At 66.7% G+C, this 18618-nt stretch carries 20 protein-coding genes; 8 read left to right on the top strand and 12 right to left on the bottom strand.

Annotated features, from left to right (window positions below):
* Positions 1 to 27: 27 nt before the first annotated feature.
* Positions 28 to 504, bottom strand: coding sequence for a hemerythrin domain-containing protein (locus R2676_RS24565; protein WP_206273218.1), 477 nt, complete (start codon positions 502 to 504; stop codon positions 28 to 30).
* A gap of 199 nt (positions 505 to 703) precedes the next feature.
* Here R2676_RS24565 and R2676_RS24560 point away from each other — a divergent pair, with 199 nt between their 5' ends.
* Both R2676_RS24560 and R2676_RS24555 read left to right on the top strand, forming a co-directional pair.
* The gene (locus R2676_RS24560; protein ID WP_206273219.1) at positions 704 to 1174 is read left to right on the top strand and encodes a PRC-barrel domain-containing protein; all 471 of its coding nucleotides are present in this window, start codon (positions 704 to 706) and stop codon (positions 1172 to 1174) included.
* 61 nt (positions 1175 to 1235) lie between these two features.
* Positions 1236 to 1424, top strand: a complete 189-nt coding sequence (locus R2676_RS24555) for a hypothetical protein (protein WP_147218045.1) — start codon at positions 1236 to 1238, stop codon at positions 1422 to 1424.
* Positions 1425 to 1491: 67 nt separating this feature from the next.
* Here the strand turns inward: R2676_RS24555 and R2676_RS24550 are convergent, their stop codons facing one another.
* On the bottom strand, positions 1492 to 1845 hold the full coding sequence (locus tag R2676_RS24550) for a glyoxalase superfamily protein (RefSeq protein ID WP_206273220.1): 354 nt from the start codon (positions 1843 to 1845) through the stop codon (positions 1492 to 1494).
* 125 nt (positions 1846 to 1970) lie between these two features.
* On the opposite strand from R2676_RS24550, the gene R2676_RS24545 reads away from it, so the two are divergent.
* Genes R2676_RS24545 through R2676_RS24530 form a run of 4 tightly spaced genes read left to right on the top strand, consistent with a single transcriptional unit; the run spans position 1971 to position 4373 of the window.
* The gene (locus R2676_RS24545) at positions 1971 to 3179 is read left to right on the top strand and encodes an aminotransferase-like domain-containing protein (protein WP_206273221.1); all 1209 of its coding nucleotides are present in this window, start codon (positions 1971 to 1973) and stop codon (positions 3177 to 3179) included.
* Positions 3180 to 3199: 20 nt separating this feature from the next.
* Complete coding sequence (locus R2676_RS24540; protein ID WP_206273222.1) at positions 3200 to 3706, top strand: helix-turn-helix domain-containing protein; 507 nt, start codon at positions 3200 to 3202, stop codon at positions 3704 to 3706.
* The gene (locus tag R2676_RS24535; protein WP_004633594.1) at positions 3706 to 4122 is read left to right on the top strand and encodes a VOC family protein; all 417 of its coding nucleotides are present in this window, start codon (positions 3706 to 3708) and stop codon (positions 4120 to 4122) included. Before R2676_RS24540 ends, R2676_RS24535 begins: the two co-directional genes overlap by 1 nt.
* A complete protein-coding gene (locus R2676_RS24530) occupies positions 4119 to 4373 on the top strand; it encodes a hypothetical protein (RefSeq protein WP_045785568.1) in 255 nt (84 codons plus the stop codon). Before R2676_RS24535 ends, R2676_RS24530 begins: the two co-directional genes overlap by 4 nt.
* A 433-nt stretch (positions 4374 to 4806) precedes the next feature.
* Here R2676_RS24530 and R2676_RS24525 read toward each other — a convergent pair whose 3' ends face one another.
* The 8 genes from R2676_RS24525 to R2676_RS24490 form a co-directional block, all read right to left on the bottom strand.
* Complete coding sequence (locus R2676_RS24525) at positions 4807 to 6003, bottom strand: MFS transporter (RefSeq protein WP_206273223.1); 1197 nt, start codon at positions 6001 to 6003, stop codon at positions 4807 to 4809.
* A gap of 71 nt (positions 6004 to 6074) precedes the next feature.
* Entirely contained in the window at positions 6075 to 6782 is a 708-nt protein-coding gene (locus R2676_RS24520; RefSeq protein WP_206273321.1) for a glutathione binding-like protein, read from the bottom strand.
* Between the two features lie 94 nt (positions 6783 to 6876).
* Complete coding sequence (locus tag R2676_RS24515) at positions 6877 to 8070, bottom strand: low temperature requirement protein A (RefSeq protein WP_206273224.1); 1194 nt, start codon at positions 8068 to 8070, stop codon at positions 6877 to 6879.
* A 33-nt stretch (positions 8071 to 8103) separates the two neighbouring features.
* The gene (locus R2676_RS24510) at positions 8104 to 8739 is read right to left on the bottom strand and encodes a LysE family translocator (protein ID WP_206273225.1); all 636 of its coding nucleotides are present in this window, start codon (positions 8737 to 8739) and stop codon (positions 8104 to 8106) included.
* A 636-nt stretch (positions 8740 to 9375) separates the two neighbouring features.
* Positions 9376 to 10356, bottom strand: a complete 981-nt coding sequence (locus tag R2676_RS24505) for a DMT family transporter (protein WP_206273226.1) — start codon at positions 10354 to 10356, stop codon at positions 9376 to 9378.
* Positions 10357 to 10463: 107 nt separating this feature from the next.
* Positions 10464 to 11186, bottom strand: coding sequence for an AraC family transcriptional regulator (locus R2676_RS24500; RefSeq protein WP_206273227.1), 723 nt, complete (start codon positions 11184 to 11186; stop codon positions 10464 to 10466).
* A 168-nt stretch (positions 11187 to 11354) separates the two neighbouring features.
* Entirely contained in the window at positions 11355 to 11711 is a 357-nt protein-coding gene (locus tag R2676_RS24495) for a DUF427 domain-containing protein (protein WP_012760922.1), read from the bottom strand.
* A gap of 83 nt (positions 11712 to 11794) precedes the next feature.
* Positions 11795 to 12997 carry an ammonium transporter gene (locus R2676_RS24490; RefSeq protein ID WP_027678482.1) on the bottom strand — a complete coding sequence of 401 codons (1203 nt, stop codon included), beginning with the start codon at positions 12995 to 12997 and terminating at the stop codon, positions 11795 to 11797.
* Positions 12998 to 13113: 116 nt separating this feature from the next.
* Here R2676_RS24490 and R2676_RS24485 point away from each other — a divergent pair, with 116 nt between their 5' ends.
* Complete coding sequence (locus R2676_RS24485; RefSeq protein WP_316857636.1) at positions 13114 to 13278, top strand: hypothetical protein; 165 nt, start codon at positions 13114 to 13116, stop codon at positions 13276 to 13278.
* On the opposite strand, the gene R2676_RS24480 is transcribed toward R2676_RS24485, so the two are convergent.
* On the bottom strand, positions 13253 to 14281 hold the full coding sequence (locus R2676_RS24480) for a hypothetical protein (RefSeq protein WP_206273229.1): 1029 nt from the start codon (positions 14279 to 14281) through the stop codon (positions 13253 to 13255). The genes R2676_RS24485 and R2676_RS24480 overlap by 26 nt on opposite strands.
* Positions 14282 to 14590: 309 nt before the next feature.
* Here R2676_RS24480 and icmF point away from each other — a divergent pair, with 309 nt between their 5' ends.
* Positions 14591 to 17878 carry a fused isobutyryl-CoA mutase/GTPase IcmF gene (gene icmF / locus R2676_RS24475; protein ID WP_206273230.1) on the top strand — a complete coding sequence of 1096 codons (3288 nt, stop codon included), beginning with the start codon at positions 14591 to 14593 and terminating at the stop codon, positions 17876 to 17878.
* A 12-nt stretch (positions 17879 to 17890) separates the two neighbouring features.
* Here the strand turns inward: icmF and R2676_RS24470 are convergent, their stop codons facing one another.
* Positions 17891 to 18613 (bottom strand): aspartate/glutamate racemase family protein, encoded by a 723-nt coding sequence (locus R2676_RS24470; RefSeq protein WP_206273231.1) that lies wholly within the window; start codon positions 18611 to 18613, stop codon positions 17891 to 17893.
* Between the last annotated feature and the right edge of the window lie 5 nt (positions 18614 to 18618).

Raw genomic sequence — 18618 nt, 5'->3', positions numbered from 1 at the left:
GTCGGTCCGGTATCGGGTGATGGGGCGTCAGCTGGCGGTCTCGGCGAGCAATGCTTCCTTGCGCGCGGTCATGGGTTCCTGCAGCGGGGCGAGGTCCACGTGCTGGCGGATGAGCTTGGGGAAGAGTTCGGTCTCTTCCTCTTCCACGTGGTGCGAGACGTACTCGGCCAGCACGGTGAACTTGGCCGCGAACAGATCGTCGCCGGCCTGCATGCCGCTCAGCTGCTTGATCAGGTCCTTCGCGGTGGCGTGCTCCACCACGGCTTCGTCGACGAGGTCCTTGAAGGCTTCGCCGCCGTTGTCGCGCACGAACGGGTAGAACACCTCTTCCTCAAGTTGCGTATGGACGGTCAACTTTTCACACGCTTCGCGCACGATTTGCTCGCCGGCGGTTTTGTCTTTTTCCTGCTGGAACGCCTTGAACAGTTTTTTCACCTCGCGGTGATCGTCCAGCAGCATCGACAGCACGGCGCGTTGCGCCACAGGGATTTCAGCTTTGTTCATGGGGCTCTCCGGTAAGGGGTTGTTGTTTGAGTCCGCCAAACCGTCGAGCAAGCGGCATGCCGCACGCGAGCCGTTGCGGGCGATGTGCCGCAGGCAAGCTTCGTGCTGGCACAGGTGGTTACGTGCGACAGACGCCGCGCAGATGCGTGGCCGCCGCACATCATCCTGAACGTCAACTGATTGATGGGAGGTAACTGCTATGCAAACCACGACAACGGGCACCACGCTGGGCACCGGTACGGCCACCGGTGTGGGAACCACCGCTGGCGTACGCATGCGCATCATCGGGCGTGCCGAGTCCGATTCGGCGGGTCCGGGCCCGGAGCTGATGGCCGCAGATACGCTGGAGGGCGATCGCGTCGTCAACCTCGCTGGAGAGGACCTCGGCAAGATCACCGACATCATGCTCGACGTGCAGCGCGGCCGGATCGCCTATGCGGTGATGTCGGTGGGCGGCTTCCTGGGCATCGGCGACAAGCTGTTTGCCGTGCCGTGGAGCGCCATGTCGCTCGACGTCGACCGCAAGTGCTTCGTGCTCGACGCTAACAAGGATCGCCTTGAAGCGGCTCCGGGTTTCGACAAGGACAGCTGGCCCACGATGGCTGACCCGACCTGGGCGCAGTCCGTGCATGAGTACTACGGCTCGCGTCCGTACTGGGAAGAGTATTGAGTGCGCCCAGGCACGCGGTTCGCTTGCGTGTCGTCAACCACGCTTGAAACAGGAGGGCGCCATGGAGAAAGGCAAGAAAGAGAAGCATCCGCACGCAGAAAAGCGTGAGGAGCTGGTGGAAAAGGCGGTGGAAGACACCTTCCCCGCCAGTGACCCGCCCGCCACGGGTGGCATCACGCGCGTTGTCGAGAAGGACAAGAACGGCAACGCACACCAGGACAAGCGCACCCACAACGGCAATCACCGGTAGCCGCTAGCCGGCACTGCCGCGCCCGCATCGCCTTTGGCATGCGGGCGTTTTCTTTTTTGAAGCGTGGTTAGCGGTGCGCCAGGATGTTGACCACGTTGCCGAACGGATCGCGCACGTAAAAGCGGCGGACGCCCCACGGCTCATCGACCAGCGGGTAAACGATTTCCAGGCCCAGCGAGACGGCCCGCGCATGCACCGCATCCACATCGTCCACTTCTACCGACAGCGCCGGCACCGGCGTACCGTTTCCACCTTCGCTGGCAATGCTGATTTGCGGCGTCATCGTGTGGGCCGTATCGGCAAAGGTGATGATCCAGCCGTGGTCCATCACCGCTTCCAGGTCGAGCAGTTCGGCATAGAACGCGCGGGCACGTGCCGGATCGGCAGCATGCAGGTTCGGGACGATGCGTCGGACAGCCATGCGGGGCTCCTTTTCGCCTATGCGGTGCCGGCATTTTAGTCACGGCTGTGATGCCCGGTTGGCATGCGCACGCGGCGCACATCACGTAAAGTGGCGGGCACTCGAACTACAGAGACACGCACGCCATGGAATTCCTGCAATCGCTGCTGGCACCCCGCCTGCAAAACGTTGAAACCTCCGCCATCCGTGAGTTGTTCAAGGTGCTCGGCAAGCCGGGCCTGATCTCGTTTGCCGGCGGTTTTCCGGACGCCGCCTTGTTTGACGTGGAAGGCCTGAAGGCCGCCGCCGACAGCGCACTCGCCACCGACGCCGCCCGCGCGCTGCAATACGGCGCCACCGAGGGCTTCGAGCCGCTGCGTGAGGCCATCGTCACGCTGATGAAGTCGCGCGGCGCCAACGTCGCCAACACCGACATCCTCGTCACCACCGGTTCGCAGCAAGGGCTGGATCTGCTGGGCAAGGTGCTGATCGGCGAGGGCGACACGGTGCTGACCGAGGCGCCCACCTTCCTCGCCGCCATTCAGGCGTTCAAGCTGTACGGCGCCAAGGTGGCCGGCGTGCCGACCGATGGCGACGGCCTGGATGTCGACGCGCTGGAAAAGGTGCTTTCGACCGCGCGCCCCAAATTCCTCTACGTGATTCCCAACTTCGGCAACCCGAGCGGCGCGCTGATGAGCCTGGAGCGTCGCAAGCGCCTGCTGGACGTGGCCGTGCGCCACAACCTGCTGATCGTGGAAGACGACCCGTACGGCGATCTGTATTTCGACGCGCCCCCGCCGCCGTCCCTGTACGCGCTGTCGCAGCAGACCGACGGCGCGCAGGGGCGCGTGATCTACCTCGGCAGCTTGTCGAAGGTGGTGGCGCCTGGGCTGCGCGTGGGCTGGATGATCGCCTCGCAGCCGGTGCTGGGCAACGCGGTGATGGTCAAGCAGTTTGCCGATGCGCACACCTCCACGTTTGCGCAGGCCACGGCCGCCGCGTACCTGCGCAGCAATCGCCTGGACACGGTGCTGCCGCGCACGCGTGGGGCCTATGCCGAACGCGCCCACGCCATGGCCAACGGCCTGCGTGCCCTGCTGCCCGACACCGAACTGACCTTCAACCGCCCGCGCGGCGGCATGTTCCTGTGGTGCACCTTGCCGGGCCGCAATGCCGGCGACGTGGCCAAGGTGGCCATCGAGCGCGGTGTGGCGTTCGTGCCGGGCGCGGCGTTCTACCCGGTCGACCCGGATCGCTCGACGCTGCGTCTGTCGTACGCCACCTCGTCGCTGGCGCAGGTGGAAGAGGGTGTGCGCAAGCTCGCGCATGCCATCGGCGAGTTCAAGCTGGGCTGACCTCGCCAGGGCAGGCTGCGGTGGCACAGGCACACACCGACGCGCAGCAAGACCCCGCGCTGCTGCGCCGCCTGCTGCGCGCCAAAGACCGCATGGACGCCGCCTCGCACGAGGCATGGCCCGTCAAGCGGCTGGCCGAGGTGAGCGGCGTGTCGGCGGCGCATTTCGCGCGTTCGTTCAAGCAGGCCTTCGGCATTCCGCCGCACCGCTACCTGCTCACGCGCCGCATCGAGCAGGCCACCACCCTGCTGCGCGACACCGACCTGCCCATCATCGAAATCGCGTATGCCACGGGCTGGGAAAGCCTCGGCACCTTCGGCCGCATCTTTCGCGACATCACCGGGCAGAGCCCGAGCGCGCTTCGCCGTCACGCACAGGCCACCGCACCGCTGCAACAACTCGACCGCGTGCCCGCCTGTGTGCTGAAGGCTGCGCAGCGGCCCGACCTCGTCACAGCAGTTTCGGAGAAGCGCCGCCAGTTGGCAGAGGGTACAAATCCGTCACCCACCCACAACAAGGAGCGGTGATGAGCCAAGGGATCAATGTCGTCGGGCTGTATGTGGATGATCAGGACGCGGCGCTGGCGTTCTATGTCGACAAGCTCGGGTTTCGCGTGCATACCGACGTGCGCAACGGCCCGTATCGGTGGCTGACGGTGCAGCATCCAGAGCAGCCGTCGTTTCAGCTCGGCCTGTTCCAGCCGGGCCCGCCCATTCACGACGAAGCCACCGCGCAGACCTTGCGCGCCATGGTGGCCAAGGGCGCGATGCCGCCGCTGGTGCTGACCGTCGCCGATTGCCGCGCCGCCTATGCGCAACTGCGCGAGCGCGGCGTGGAGTTCACGCAGGAGCCGATCGACCGCTTCGGCAGCGTCGACGCCGGCTTTCGTGACCCGGCCGGCAACGGCTGGAAGATGATCCAGGCCGCCGGAGGTGCCCAGTGAGCGCCCGCCACGCAATCCGCCAGTTTCACCGCTGGGTGTCGATGGCATTCACGCTCACGGTCATCGCCAACTTTGTCGCCCTGGGGCTGGGCAAGGGTGCGCAGCCGCCGGCGTGGATCACCTACGCGCCGCTGCTGCCGCTGGCGCTGCTGCTGTTCACGGGGCTCTACATGTTTGCGCTGCCGTACCTGGATCGGCGAGGCGCGCGGCGCTCGACCGGCGAGCGGGACACGCCCACCGCGGCAGTCTGAGTGCGGCACGTGAGGCTCTGAGGCCCGATTGCGGGGCTCCGGCAGTCGAGCGTGAGTGTCCGAGGCTCGTCCACCAGGCTCAACGCCCGGAACATGACCGTTCGAGGTCGAAAAAATCGGGCTCAGAGGGCCGAGCGCGAGGGGTCGGAGGCCGGACGCCGAGCCTCTGAGGCTCAAGCGTCGACCTCAAAGCCCGGAGCGTGACTGTTTGAGGTCGAAAATGTCGACCTTGAAGCGTGGCGCACGAGGGTTTGAGGGTCGAGCGCCGCAGTCCAAGCTCGGAACGCGAGGGTTTGAGGCTCGATCGCCGCAGTCCAAGCTCGGAGCGCGAGGGTTTGAGGCTCGATCGCCGCAGTCCAAGCTCGGAGCGCGAGGGTTTGACGTCCGTGCGTCGGGCTCCGGACCCGGCGCGTCGCCTTCCGCGCTCCGGCGTTCAGTGTGCGACCGACGTGGCTGCAGGTTCATCGGCCAGCGCCGCCTCATGTCGGCCGCCCCTGCGCCACAACACCACCGCCACCACGTGGCACGCGGCGGCTGCCCACCCCAGCATGCCCGGCCCGCCGTGCGCCAGGGCCAGGGCGCCAACGCTCGACCCCAGCGCAATCCCCACATACACCGCAGATGCATGCAGCGACAGCGTGATCGGTGACACATCGGGCGCGAGGCGGATCAAGCGCGTCGCCTGCGCCGGGCCGAAGCCCCAGCCGGCCATGCCCCACAGCACGACCGCGCCGATGGCGACCGCGCCGGCCACCGTGCCGTGCAGCACCTGCGCCGACAGCGACAGCACGGAGAACGCCAGCACGATGCCCGCGCTGCTGACCGCCAGCACGCGTGCCACACCGGCGCGGTCGGTCATGTGGCCGCCCAGGCCCGTGCCGAGCGCCGCAAAGCTGCCGACCAGGAACAGCACGATGCCCACGTGCTGCGGCGCGAACCCCAGCCCCTGCACAAAGAACGGGGCGACGTAGGTGTAGAACGTAAAGCCGCCTGCGGCCCACAGCGTGGACACCGCCAGCGCGCCCAGCATGCCGGGCCGGCGCGCCACGGAGAGGCGCTGCGCCAGCGTGGTCACGCTGTGCGGCAGCGCACGCGGCAGGCCGAAGGCCAGGCCCGCCGTGGCCAGCGCCGACAGCACACCGCATGCGATGAACGTCGAGCGCCAGTCGCCCTGCGCCGCAATCCACGCGCCCAGCGGCACGCCGAGCGCCACTGCCACCGTGCCGCCGCCCGTGATGATGGCGAGCGCCGAGCCGCTGCGCGAAGCCGGCACCAGCGAGGTCGCCACCGCATTGGCCGTCGGCAGAAACACGCCGGCCGCCAGCGCCAGCAGCACGCGCGCCGCCATCAACTGCCCAAAGCCGTGCGCGGTGGCCGCCAGCAGGTTGCCTGCCGCAAAGATGGCCAGCGCGCCGATCAGCACGCGTCGGCGGTCGACATTGCCGAGCAGCGTCGCCATCACCGGCGAGCCGACGGCATACGTGACGGCAAACACGGTAACGAGCTGCCCGGCCGCCGGCACGCTCACGCCCAGGTCTGCGGCCAGCACCGGTAGCAGGCCGGCGATCATGAAACCTTCAGTGCCGATGGCGAACGCGCCCAGGCACAACCACCACAGCGATGCCGGCATGGTCGGCTCCTGTCAGAAGAGGAAAACGAAGAAGAAAACGGAGAGAGGGCGGAGCGGAGGCTCCGCGAGAATCAGCGCGCGGCGGTGCTGGCGGTCTGACCGAACAGCACGCTGCGCTCGTCGTCGGAGATGTCTTCGCGGCGGCGCGAGTAGGCGCGTTCCACCCCGGCATAGGCGCGCTGCGTGGCCGGCCGTGCGCCAACGGCTTCGAACCAGCGCTGCAGGTGCGGGAAGTCGTTCAGGTCCTGACCATGCCCGGCGTGCGGGACGATCCACGGATAGGCCGCGATGTCGGCGATGGTGTAGTCGTTGTCGGCAATGTATGGGCGATCGGCCAGGCGGCGGTCGAGCACCCCGTACAGGCGGTTGGTCTCTTTGGTGTAGCGGTCGATGGCGTAGGGCACGCGCTCGGGGGCGTACACGTTGAAGTGGCCGATCTGCCCGGCCATCGGGCCGAGGCCGCCCACCTGCCAGAACAGCCACTTGAGCACTTCCATGCGGCCGTGCAGGTCGGCGGGCATCAGCTGGCCGGTCTTCTCGGCCAGGTAAAGCAGCATGGCGCCCGATTCGAACAGCACCACGGGCTCGGCCCCCTCGGCCGGGTCGTGATCGACCATGGCCGGGATCTTGTTGTTGGGCGAGATGGCCAGGAACTCGGGCTTGAACTGGTCACCCCGGCTGATATCGACGGGGATGACGCGGTGCGGCAAGCCGGTTTCGGCAAAGAACAGCGCCATCTTCAGGCCGTTGGGCGTGGCGCAGTAGTAGAGGTCGATCATGGCGGGGCCCTCGTGTTCTGTCATGTTGGTGGACAGAGTAGGTGCGCGAGTGGCCTTTTGTAATGTCCAGAAACTGGAATTTTCAGGTGACCACTTACGGGTTGTGCGCCTCTTCGGGGGCCACTGTTTCGCAGGAGCGTGCGTACCATTCCCAGGCGGCTGTGCCGCACAGCACACCCGTCGCCAGCGCGGATATTGCCAGCGCTGGCAGTTCGCCCGCCACCATCCAGGCGCCGCCCAGCACCACCAGGCCAACCACATGCGCCGGGCGCAGCCGGCCGAAGATCGCCCACTTGAACAGCAGGTTGCCCAGCAGGTACAGCGCCGCGCTGCCCAGCACCGCCAGCGTCGTCCCTTCATGGGCATGGCCCACTGGATGCGCCAGCACGAACTCATCGGCCACCGCCCCGACGATGATGCCGGCCACCAGCACCACGTGGATGTAGGTGTAGGCCAGCCGTGCAAGCCGGCCAGGATCGGCCGAATGCGACATGGTGTGCGCGCCGCGCTCGGCAATCGTGTCGAAGTACAGCCACCACATCGCCAGGCTGCCGATGAACGACAGCGCCATCGCCGCGATGTTTTCTGCGGTCCAGTCGAGCCCGGCAAACGTGGAGCCCGTGACCAGCACCGATTCGCCCAGCGCGATGATGATGAACAGCGAGCAGCGCTCGGCCATGTGGCCGCCTTCCACGTTCCAGTCATTGGTGGTGGAGCGGCCGAGGCCCGGCGTGTAGAAGCCCATCGACGGCCCGACCCATTCGATGGCCAGCGCGACGATCCAGCAGGCCCAGCGCACGGAACCGTCCGACAGCCCGCCCGCCAGCCACAGCACCGCAGAGATGCCGAGCCACGTGGCGATGCGCTGGAAGTTGCGCCGCATGGGCAGCGCCTCGCCGCGCACGGCCCACAGGAAGAACACCGTGCGCCCGAACTGCATGAACACATAGGCGAGCGCAAACGCCAGCCCGCGCGAGCCGAACGCCTGCGGCAGCGATGCCGAGAGCAGCAGCCCGCCCGTCATCAGCACGAGCATCAGCATGCGGATGGCGAGCTTGTCCGGGTCGAGCCAGTTCGTCACCCACGACGTGAAGATCCACACCCACCACACCGCCAGCATCAGCAGCAGCGCCTGCGCGCCGCCTTGGAGCGTGAAGTTGCCGATCAGCAGGTGCGAGAGCTGCGTCACCGCAAACACGAACACCAGATCGAAGAACAGCTCGATGTTGGTGACGCGGTGGTGGCCGTGGGCCCCTTCGGGCGAGGGGCGGAGGTAACTGCGGGGCATCGGGTGTCCTCGGTGCGGCCTTGTGAACGGCGATCAGGCCGACTGCATGCCGAGCGTGAGCGTGCCTGCGCCCACCATCACCGCACCGCCCGTGTAGCCGAAGCGGCGCTGCGCGGCCACGCTGGTCAGCCGCTTGGCGAGCAGCTTGGCGGCCAGCGCGTACATCGACGCGTTGGCGGCGGCCAGGATGACGAAGGTCGGCAGCAGGATCACGCTCTGCGACAGGAAGGTCTGCTCGGCCGACATGAACTGCGGCACGAACGCGACGAAAAAGACGATGCTCTTGGGGTTCAGCGCGGTGACCGTCCAGGCGGACAGGAAGCGGCGGCCGGCCGACTTCTGCTGCACCGGGATGCTGGCCTGGGGCGCATCGTCGCGCAGGCGGCGGGCGCTGATGATGGATTTGATGCCCAGATAGACGAGGTACGACCCGCCGATGAGCTTGAGCGCCGTGAAGGCTGCGGCCGATGCGGCCAGCAGGGCGCCCGCACCGGCAAGGGACACGGCCATGGCGGTGGTGTCGCCTGCCGCCACGCCGGCAACGGTGCTCCACGCCGAGCGGCCACGGTTGGCCAGCGAATCACCAATCACCAAAAGGATGGTCGGGCCGGGGATGAGCAGGATGATGATGCTGGCGCCGATGAAGGCCAGCCAGGTTTGGAGGGTCATGGGGTGGCTCGCTGTGTTGTTGGGGTGAGGGGAGACAGTTATCCATGAAAAAAATGGGGCGTCAAATGGGGTGGGGTTTTTTTGTTTTTGGTTTTTGGGTTGGTGGTCCGCCTTCCTTTCGTACCCTGCCGGGCACGACTCACTTTTCTTTGTCTTGCCAAAGAAAAGTAAGCAAAAGAAAGGCGCGCCCGAGATGGCGACTTCCCCTTGGATTTGTGTCGCGGGGAGGGAGGGGAGGCAAACTCGCTGCGCTCAGACAGCCTCCCCTCTTTTTCCTCCCCGCAACAAAAATCCAAGGCGCCATCAAGGGCTCAACGTCAAAAGAGAAAGGCCAACCCATCGCGCGGTTGGCCTTGTCGTTTGGGCCTGCGCATAGAGGGTTTGGCCTTTGACTTTCCTGCCCTTGATGGCGCCTTGAATTTTCGTAAGCGGGCGGAAAAAAGGTGGGGAACTGTCTGAGCGAAGCGAGTTTTCCCCACCTCCGCCCGGTTACGCAAATTCAAGGGATGGGTCGCCATCTCGGGCGCGCATTTCTTTGCTTACTTTCTTTGGGCAAGACCAAAGAAAGTGAGTCAGCCCCGGCAGGGGATGAAACAAGGGATGCACCACCAAGGCAAAAAACAACCCCAAAAAAACCTACCCATGCCTCCGCGCCGCCAACCCCACCCCACTCACCAACAAAACCCCCGCCGCCACCTCCAACCCATGCGGCAACCGCCCCTCATAAACGAACCCATACACCAACGCAAACACCGTCTCAAACACGATCAACTGCCCCGACAGCGTCAACGGCAACTTGCGGCTGGCCGCATTCCACAGGCTGTTCCCGAGCACAGACGCCCCCAGCGCCACGCCCATATTCACCAGCCAGAACATCGCCCATGCCGATGAGGGCTGCGCAGACGCCGTTGCCATGCCGGGCAGCAAGAACGCCGGCACGGCCAGCGCCAGTGACAGCACCCCGGTCGCGACGCCCGTCAACAGCGACCACTCCCGGCTCGTGAACTGCGGCCGCGCACGCAGGTACCGCGCATTGCACACCGCATACACGGTCCAGCACGCCAGCGCGCCCGCTGCCATTAACAGCCCGATGAAATAGGTTCTGCCGCCGGCATCCGAATGCACGTCGGGCGCATCGAGGTAAATGCACACCACGCCGGCCACGGCCATCAGCAACGGCAGGGCCAGCTGACGCAACGGCAGGCTGCCGCGTTCGGCCGCGCCGGCCAGTGTGACCGTCACGGGCAGCAGCCCGACGATGAGCGACACCGGCGCCACGCCCGCGCGCTGTACGCCACCTGCCACGCACAGGTAGTACAGGATGTTGCCCGGCAGCGATAGCAGCAGCAGCGCCGCCCAGTCGCGCCGGGTCGTCTTGCGCCACAGCGTGCGCCACACCGGCAGCGCCAGCGCGAGCGAGAGCACGCCGTACAGCACGTACCGCGCGGCCGACAGCGCCAGCGGCGAAAACTGCGGCAGCATTTTCGGCGCGACGAAGATGACGCCCCACAGCGCGCCGGCCGCGACGCCGTAGCCGATGCCCATGAGGTGGTCGCGCCGCGCGTCGTGTTGACCGTGATGCAGCTGCGTTGCAGTGGAGGTGTCGCCAACAGCCATGGAGCGCCTGTCCGAAAAAGATCAATCGAACCGGCACTCTGCGCGTGCGCGTGCCGCGCGTCTTGGCGAAGACGGCTGCGCTTTGGCAAAAACGGAAAGGGCCCGGGTTAGCGGCGCACCGCGGCGGGCGTGATGCCGTGCGCGGCCTTGAGGTGGCGCGTGAGGGCGCTTTGGTCGTAGTAGCCGGTGCGTGCGGCAACTTCGGCGATGGGCAGGGCGGTGGTTTCCAGCAGCGTCAATGCATGCCGCAGCCGCACCTGGGCCAGACGCGCATGCAACGTGGTGCCGTAGGCGGCACGGAACAGCGTGGCGAGGCGACGCGCGCTGACGCCCGCTTCTGCGGCTAGCGCATCGACGGTGAGCGGCTCCGCGTAGCGGTGCTCGATGGCGTGCCAGGCGCGCTCCGCACGCGCATCGGGGCGTGCGCGGATCTGCGTGGATTGATTGGCCGGATGCGCGGCCAGTGTTGCCAGCGCGAGTGACGACCACGCAGTGGCCAGCACCGTGTCCACGATGGGCGCATCCTGCAGCCAGGTCGTCAGGGCGCGCAGGCCGGGCGTGAGCGGAAAGAACACGCGGTCGGCCAGGCCGCCCAGGCTGGGCGCGTCCACGGTTTGGCCGGGGATGTCGAAGACGATGAAGCGGTTGGCGCCGGTGGCTTCAAACGCATGCGTGGCGCCCGCCGGGATGAGCGCGGCGTGGTGCGTGTCGACACGGCCGCCGCGGCCGTCGACGTCCATCTCGAGGATGCCGCGTGCGGGCATCACGACCTGCATGAAGTCGTGCGAGTGCGGGGGCGCGGCGAGGCCGTAAGTGCGGAAGTCCAGCATGGTGCCGCCGAGAATAGCACCGGCATCCGCCCAAAAAAATACCCGGCCACAGATCGTCTGCGCCGGGTCTCGGAACTTTCACGGAAAGAGGCTCCGTGAGAAGAGGAACACGCGCATCGTGCGCTGCTTGCATGACAGCAGCATGACGACGGCATGTCAGCTGCGCCCTCATTCCTCCTGGATCGTCACCTTGTTCGGATAGAACGCCAGATAGCCGGCCACTTCGCGCGCGACGGGCTTGGGCTGTTCGTACGTCCAGACGGCGTTGTCGGCGCGCACATCGCCGGCCACGATCGTGTAGTACGACGCATCGCCCTTGTACGGGCAATGGGTGTGATGCTGCGTGCGCTCGAGCAGGTTCATCTGCACATCGTCGCGCGGGATGTACTGCACCGGCGGGTACGACGCCTCGCGCAGCGTGCGCGCCAAGTGCGTGCTGGCGATGGTGAAGCCGTTGAGCGTCACCGTGACGCGGCGCGGGTTCGACTCGACGGTGATCGGGTGATTCGGATCGATATCGGGCATGCGGCACTCCTGCAGTTGGCGAGGGAAGACGCTTTCACTGTAGCAAGCGCCGCGCGCGCCTTCCCCTGACTGCCGGCGCCTGCTTACCAGTGCGTTTCCGATTCCGGCGTGGACGAGACGCGGTGGATGGCCAGGTCGGCGCCCATGAATTCGGCCTCGCGGTCCAGCCGCAGCCCGACGAGCTTGCGCAGCGTGCCGTACACCACCGTGCCGCCGATGAGCGCAATCGCGATGCCTCCGGCCGTGCCCGCCACCTGCGCCCAGAACGACACGCCGCCCAGGCCGCCGAGCGCCTTCAAACCGAAGATGCCGGCCGCGATGCCGCCCCACGCGCCGCACAGGCCGTGCAGCGGCCACACGCCGAGCACGTCGTCGATGCGCCAGACGTTCTGCACGCGCGTAAACATCCACACAAACAGCACGCCTGCAATGCCGCCGACGGCCAGTGCGCCCAGCGGGTGCATCACGTCGGAACCGGCGCACACGGCCACCAGGCCGGCCAGCGGCCCGTTGTACGAAAAGCCCGGATCGTTCTTGCCCATCCACCACGCGGTGAGCGTGCCGCCCACCATCGCCATCAGCGAGTTGATGGCGACCAGGCCGCTCATCTTGTCGAGCGTCTGCGCGCTCATCACGTTGAAGCCGAACCAGCCGACCGCCAGCACCCAGGCGCCGGCCGCCAGGAACGGGATGTTCGACGGCGGATGCGCGGCGATGCGGCCGTCGTCCTTGTAGCGGCCGTGGCGCGCGCCCAGCAGCAGCACCGCAGGCAGCGCGATCCAGCCGCCCACCGCGTGCACGACCACCGAGCCGGCAAAGTCGTGGAACTCCGCGCCTGTCACGCTCTGCAGCCAGTGCTGGATGCCGAAGCGCTGGTTCCAGGCGATGCCCTCGAAGAACGGGTAGACAAAGCCCACCAGCACGAAGGTCGCCGCTAGTTGCGGCTCGAAACGCGAACGCTCTGCAATGCCGCCGGAGATGATGGCCGGGATGGCGGCCGCGAAGGTCAGCAGGAAGAAGAATTTCACCAGCTCGTAGCCGTTCTGCTGGGCGAGCACATCGGCGCCGGTAAAGAAATTGACCCCGTACGCGATCGAATAGCCGATGAAGAAGTACGCGATGGTCGACACGGCAAAGTCGACCAGGATCTTGACGAGTGCATTGACCTGGTTCTTCTTGCGGACGGTGCCCAGCTCAAGGAACGCGAAGCCGGCATGCATGGCCAGCACCATGATCGCGCCCAGCAGGATGAAGAGCGCGTCGCCCCCGGTTTTGATGGAGTTCATTGCGGTTGTCGTGCGGGTTGAGGGTCAGCGCCATCCGGGTGCAGCGTGTGCCCACAAATGACGCAAAAAGCGCCGACAGATGCAAAAGTTGTTCCAACGGTGTGCAAAAACGTGACATGGCGCACCAGGGCCGTGCGAAGGACATCGCCTTCGCGCTGCTCGCCGAAAGCGGCCCGAAATCGGTGCGTATTTGCTTTGAATTGGTGCGGATGGAGGGCGAGATGCGCCGTCGTGGTGCGTACGGCGTGGGTGGCGTTACGGCTTGGCGCCTGACACGCTGAACGATGTCGCCACGCCGTTCCACAGCGGCTCGTACCGCAGCCGCACGGCGCTGGCCTGCTCGGGCGACGTGGCGGGGGACTGCATGTGCAGCATCAGCAGTGCGCCGTCGGTCGGCACCATGAAGACGCGGCCGACCAGCGTGCTGCCGGTGGCGCGCGGGAGATGCGGCCCGGGCGATTCGCCGATGTAGCTGGCCCACACGCCGCTGCGCCCGCCGAAGGATTGCGTGCCCCAGCCTAGTAGCCGGCAGGGCCCCGCCACTGCTTGCTTGACGGCATCGCGCATCCAGCGCGGTTCGCGGTTGTCGGGAACGGCTTCTAGGTCGCCTTCCGCAGGGCGCACGATCAATTCCATGCGCGAGAGCCCCGAGCCGCCCTGGTTGGCCCACGCGCCGATCGCCACGCGCGCCGGGTCGGGTTTGCGCGGCGGCGTGGGCGGCACGCGTTCCCACGAGAACGGCAGCCGCAGGTTGACGCTCGCGCCGCGGGCGTTCGGCCAGTCAGACAACGTCACGGCTTGCGTAAAGCGGCTGCTCAGCTCTTCGGCCGGCCGGTCGTCGTAGACCACCGCCAGCAGCGTTTGCAGCGTGGCGCGGTCCTGGCTGCCTTGCGCGCGCGCCACCACGCGTTCGGCCAGCGAGCGAGCGGTCTGCGGCGTCTGCGTGGAAATGCCCACGCTGGGCTGGTGGACGTCGAGTGCGCGTTCGATCAGCAGTTGGCGCTCGTCGTCGGAGAGCGGAATGCCGGCGATCAGGCGGCGTGTGCGGGCCAGCGCCTGCGGAAAGGTGTTGTCGAACTGGGTACGGGCGCGGATCAGCTCTTCACGCTGATCGGGAAAGCGCTGGATGGCGCGGTCGAGCGCCTGCGATTGCACCGTCAGGAAGCCAAGCACGCTGATCAGCCCGGGGATGGCGCCGGGCGTGTAGTCCCACGCCAGGGCGTGGCCGGACCACGCCAGCAAGGCAATCAGACACCAGCGCATCGTCGTTGCGCGGCTTGGCATTGGACGTTCCCCCTATGGCCGGACCCGTTTCCGACCAAAAACCGACTCTAACGAGTTGTATCGATTGTGTGCAAGCTGGGTGTTGCACCGAGATCGGACCGTTCCGGTCGTCCGCGATTTGCGCAAACCGGCCCGGGTGGCGGCGCGCCTATTTGAGCGGAAGGCTCGAAAGGTCCTCGCCCGTGCGGCCCGTTGACGACCGCGCCAACCCCGAAAATACTGTCTGTTCGACCCGCCGACCGGCACGCGTCGCCTTGTGCGTCGTACAACACATCCAGCGCCGGCACCCCACTTATCGAAGGTGGAGACATGACCGATCTTTCCGCTGCCCGCGCGGCCGACCCCACGCCTGCCAGCGCAGCCGCGCCGGTGCGCAACAAGGTGCGCTTCGTGACGGCCGCATCGTTATTCGACGGGCATGACGCGTCGATCAACATCATGCGGCGCATCCTGCAGTCGATGGGCTGCGAGGTGATCCACCTCGGGCACAACCGCTCGGTGGACGAGGTGGTCAACGCGGCGTTGCAGGAAGACGTGCAGGGCATTGCGGTGTCCAGCTACCAGGGCGGCCACGTCGAATACTTCAAGTACATGATCGACGCGCTGCGCGCCCGCGGCGGCGAGCACATCCAGGTGTTCGGCGGCGGCGGCGGCGTGATCGTGCCGGCGGAGATCCGTGAACTGCAGGACTACGGTGTCGCGCGCATCTACAGCCCCGAAGACGGCCAGCGCATGGGCCTGGCCGGCATGATTGCCGACATGGTGCAGCGCTGCGACATCGATCTTTCCGTCTATGCGCCCGCCACGCTGGAGCCCGTCGCCAACGGCGACCGCCGCGCCCTGGCGCAGCTGATCACGGCACTGGAATCGGGCCGCATCGATCCGGCATTGCGCGACGCCGTACGCGCGGCTGCGGCGGCCACGCCGACGCCGGTGGTCGGCATCACGGGCACCGGCGGCGCAGGTAAGTCGTCGCTCACCGACGAGCTGATCCGCCGCTTCCGGCTCGACCAGAAGGACACATTGCGCATCGCCGTCATCTCGATCGATCCGTCGCGGCGCAAGTCGGGCGGTGCCCTGCTGGGCGACCGCATTCGCATGAACGCGATCAACCATCCGAACATCTTTGTGCGCTCGCTGGCCACGCGCGAGGCGAGCCGCGAAATTTCCGACGCGCTGCCCGACGTGATTGCCGCCTGCCGCGCCGGCGGGTTCGATCTCGTCATCGTCGAGACCTCCGGCATCGGGCAGGGCGACGCGGCGATCGTGCCGCATGTCGATCTGTCGCTGTATGTGATGACGCCCGAATTTGGCGCCGCCAGCCAGCTGGAGAAGATCGACATGCTCGACTTTGCCGATCTGGTGGCGATCAACAAGTTCGACCGCAAGGGCGCGCAGGACGCGTGGCGCGACGTCGCCAAGCAGGTGCAGCGCAACCGCGAGCAATGGCACGCCCGCCCCGAAGACATGCCGGTGTTCGGCACGCAGGCCTCGCACTTCAACGACGACGGCGTGACGGCGCTGTATCACGCGCTGGCCGATCGACTGACCGAGCGCGGCATGGCGCTGGCTGAACGCACGCTGCCGCGCCCGGCCGGCAAATGCTCCACCAGCCACGACGCCATCGTGCCGCCCGCGCGCGTGCGCTATTTGGCGGAGCTGGCCGATACCGTGCGCGGCTACCACCGCCGCGTCGACGCGCAAAGCCGCCTCGCACGCGAGCGCCAGCAACTGCGTGCCAGCCACCGCATGCTGGAGCAAGCGGGCGCCACGGTGCAGACGCTGTCCGCGCTCGACAAGCAGGCGGCCGAGCGCGACGCACAGCTCGGCGCCGCCGAGCGCAAGCTGCTCGCCATGTGGCCGGACCTGCGCCGCGCGTATTCCGGCGACGAATACGTCGTCAAGATTCGCGACAAGGAAATCCGCACGCAGCTCACGCACACCACGCTCTCAGGCACCACCATCCGCAAGGTCGTGCTGCCGCCGTACGAAGACGACGGTGAAGTGCTGCGCTGGCTGATGCGCGAGAACGTGCCGGGCAGCTTTCCGTACACCGCCGGCGTGTTCGCCTTCAAGCGCGAGAACGAAGACCCGACGCGCATGTTCGCGGGCGAGGGCGATGCCTTCCGCACCAACCGTCGCTTCAAGCTCGTCTCGGAAGGCATGGAGGCCAAGCGGCTCTCCACCGCGTTCGACTCCGTCACGCTCTACGGCGAAGACCCAGCTGTGCGCCCAGACATCTACGGCAAGGTCGGCAACTCCGGTGTGTCGATCGCCACGCTCGACGACATGGAAGTGCTGTACGACGGTTTTGACCTGACCAGCCCCGCCACGTCGGTGTCCATGACGATCAACGGGCCCGCGCCGACGATCCTGGCGATGTTCATGAACACCGCCATCGACCAGAATCTCGACAAATTCCGCGCCGACAATGGGCGAGAGCCGACGCAGGACGAAGAGGCAAAGATCCGCGCGTGGGTGCTGCAGAACGTGCGCGGCACGGTGCAGGCGGACATCCTGAAGGAAGACCAGGGGCAGAACACCTGCATCTTCTCGACGGAGTTTTCGCTCAAGGTGATGGGCGATATCCAGGAATATTTCGTGCACCACCAGGTGCGCAATTTCTACTCGGTGTCGATCTCGGGCTACCACATTGCCGAGGCGGGCGCGAACCCGATCTCGCAACTCGCCTTCACGCTGGCCAACGGTTTCACGTATGTGGAGGCGTATCTCGCGCGCGGCATGCACATCGATGACTTTGCGCCGAACCTGTCGTTCTTCTTCTCCAACGGCATGGACCCGGAATACAGCGTGCTCGGCCGCGTCGCGCGTCGCATCTGGGCGGTGACGCTGCGAGACAAGTACGGCGCAAACGAGCGCAGCCAGAAGCTGAAGTACCACGTGCAGACGTCGGGCCGATCATTGCACGCGCAGGAGATTGCCTTCAACGATATCCGCACGACGCTGCAGGCGCTGATCGCCATCTACGACAACTGCAACAGCCTGCACACGAATGCCTACGACGAGGCGATCACCACGCCGACGGCCGAATCGGTGCGGCGCGCGCTGGCCATCCAGCTCATCATCAACCGCGAGTGGGGCTTGGCCAAGTGCGAGAACCCGAACCAGGGCAGCTTCATCATCGAGGAACTGACGGACCTCGTGGAAGAAGCCGTGCTGCAGGAGTTCGAACGCATTGCCGAGCGCGGCGGTGTGCTGGGGGCGATGGAAACCGGCTACCAGCGCGGCAAGATCCAGGAAGAGTCGATGCTGTATGAGCAGCGCAAGCACGATGGCTCGCTGCCGATCATCGGTGTGAATACGTTCCGCAACCCCGACGCCGAGAGCGTGGTGCCGCCGCACATCGAACTGGCACGGTCCAGCGAGGAAGAGAAGCAGAGCCAACTCGCGCGCCTGGAAGCGTTTCATGCGCGGCATGCCCGGGAAGCGCCCGCCATGCTGCAGCGCCTGCAGCGCGCGGTGATTGACGATCAGAACGTGTTTGCCGTGCTGATGGATGCGGTGCGCGTCTGCTCGCTCGGGCAGATCACGCATGCGCTGTTCGAGGTAGGCGGGCAGTACCGGCGCAACATGTAGCCCGCACCCCGTTCAAGCGTGCGTGGCGGGCGCCATCCACGCCGGCAGCGCGCCATGCCCGCCGCGCTGGGCATGCCACACCTGGCGCGCGGCTGCTGTCACGCTGTCGATCAGCGGTACGGGAACGTGGGCTTGCAGCTTCTGCGCGAGGCCCGCCAGCCCGGCGCCGCCCAGCACGATCGCGTCCACGGGCTGGCGCCGCAGGACGGTCGTGCAGGCGCCGATCAAGATCTGTTCTGCGGCATCCGGCTCGGCGTATAGCGCGGCCCCGTCGAGTTCGACGGTATGGATGTCGCGCACGGTGTGGCCGCCCTCCAGCGTGGGCAGCAAGCGCTCCAGGATCGGCCCCCACGCGTGGCCGCCCGTGATGACCGCGCAACTGCCGTACGTTGCCGCTTCCATCAACGCGGCTTCCGCCAGGCCGGTGACGGGGCACGGCGCCACCTCGCGCAGCGCGAAGAGCCCGGGGTCGCCAAAGCAGCCGATGATGGCGGCGTCGATGGCTGGTTGCTCCGCCCGCGTCCATGCGTCGAGCGCGGCGTGCGCGGCCACGGCGTAGCCGACTTCGGTGGCGATGTACGGCGCGCCAAATCGGGCGGTGACGGATTCCACAACAACATCGCCGGGCAATGCGGCCTGCACGAAGCGTGTGATGGTCTGTGTGAGCGCGCTTGTGGTGTTCGGGTTGATCAACAGCAGCCGGCGCGGGCGGGAGGATTCGGTAGCGATGGTCATTGGCA

Source organism: Ralstonia flatus (assembly GCF_958439105.1).
GTDB lineage: Bacteria > Pseudomonadota > Gammaproteobacteria > Burkholderiales > Burkholderiaceae > Ralstonia > Ralstonia flatus.
This window is presented reverse-complemented; position numbering and strand designations above follow the sequence as displayed.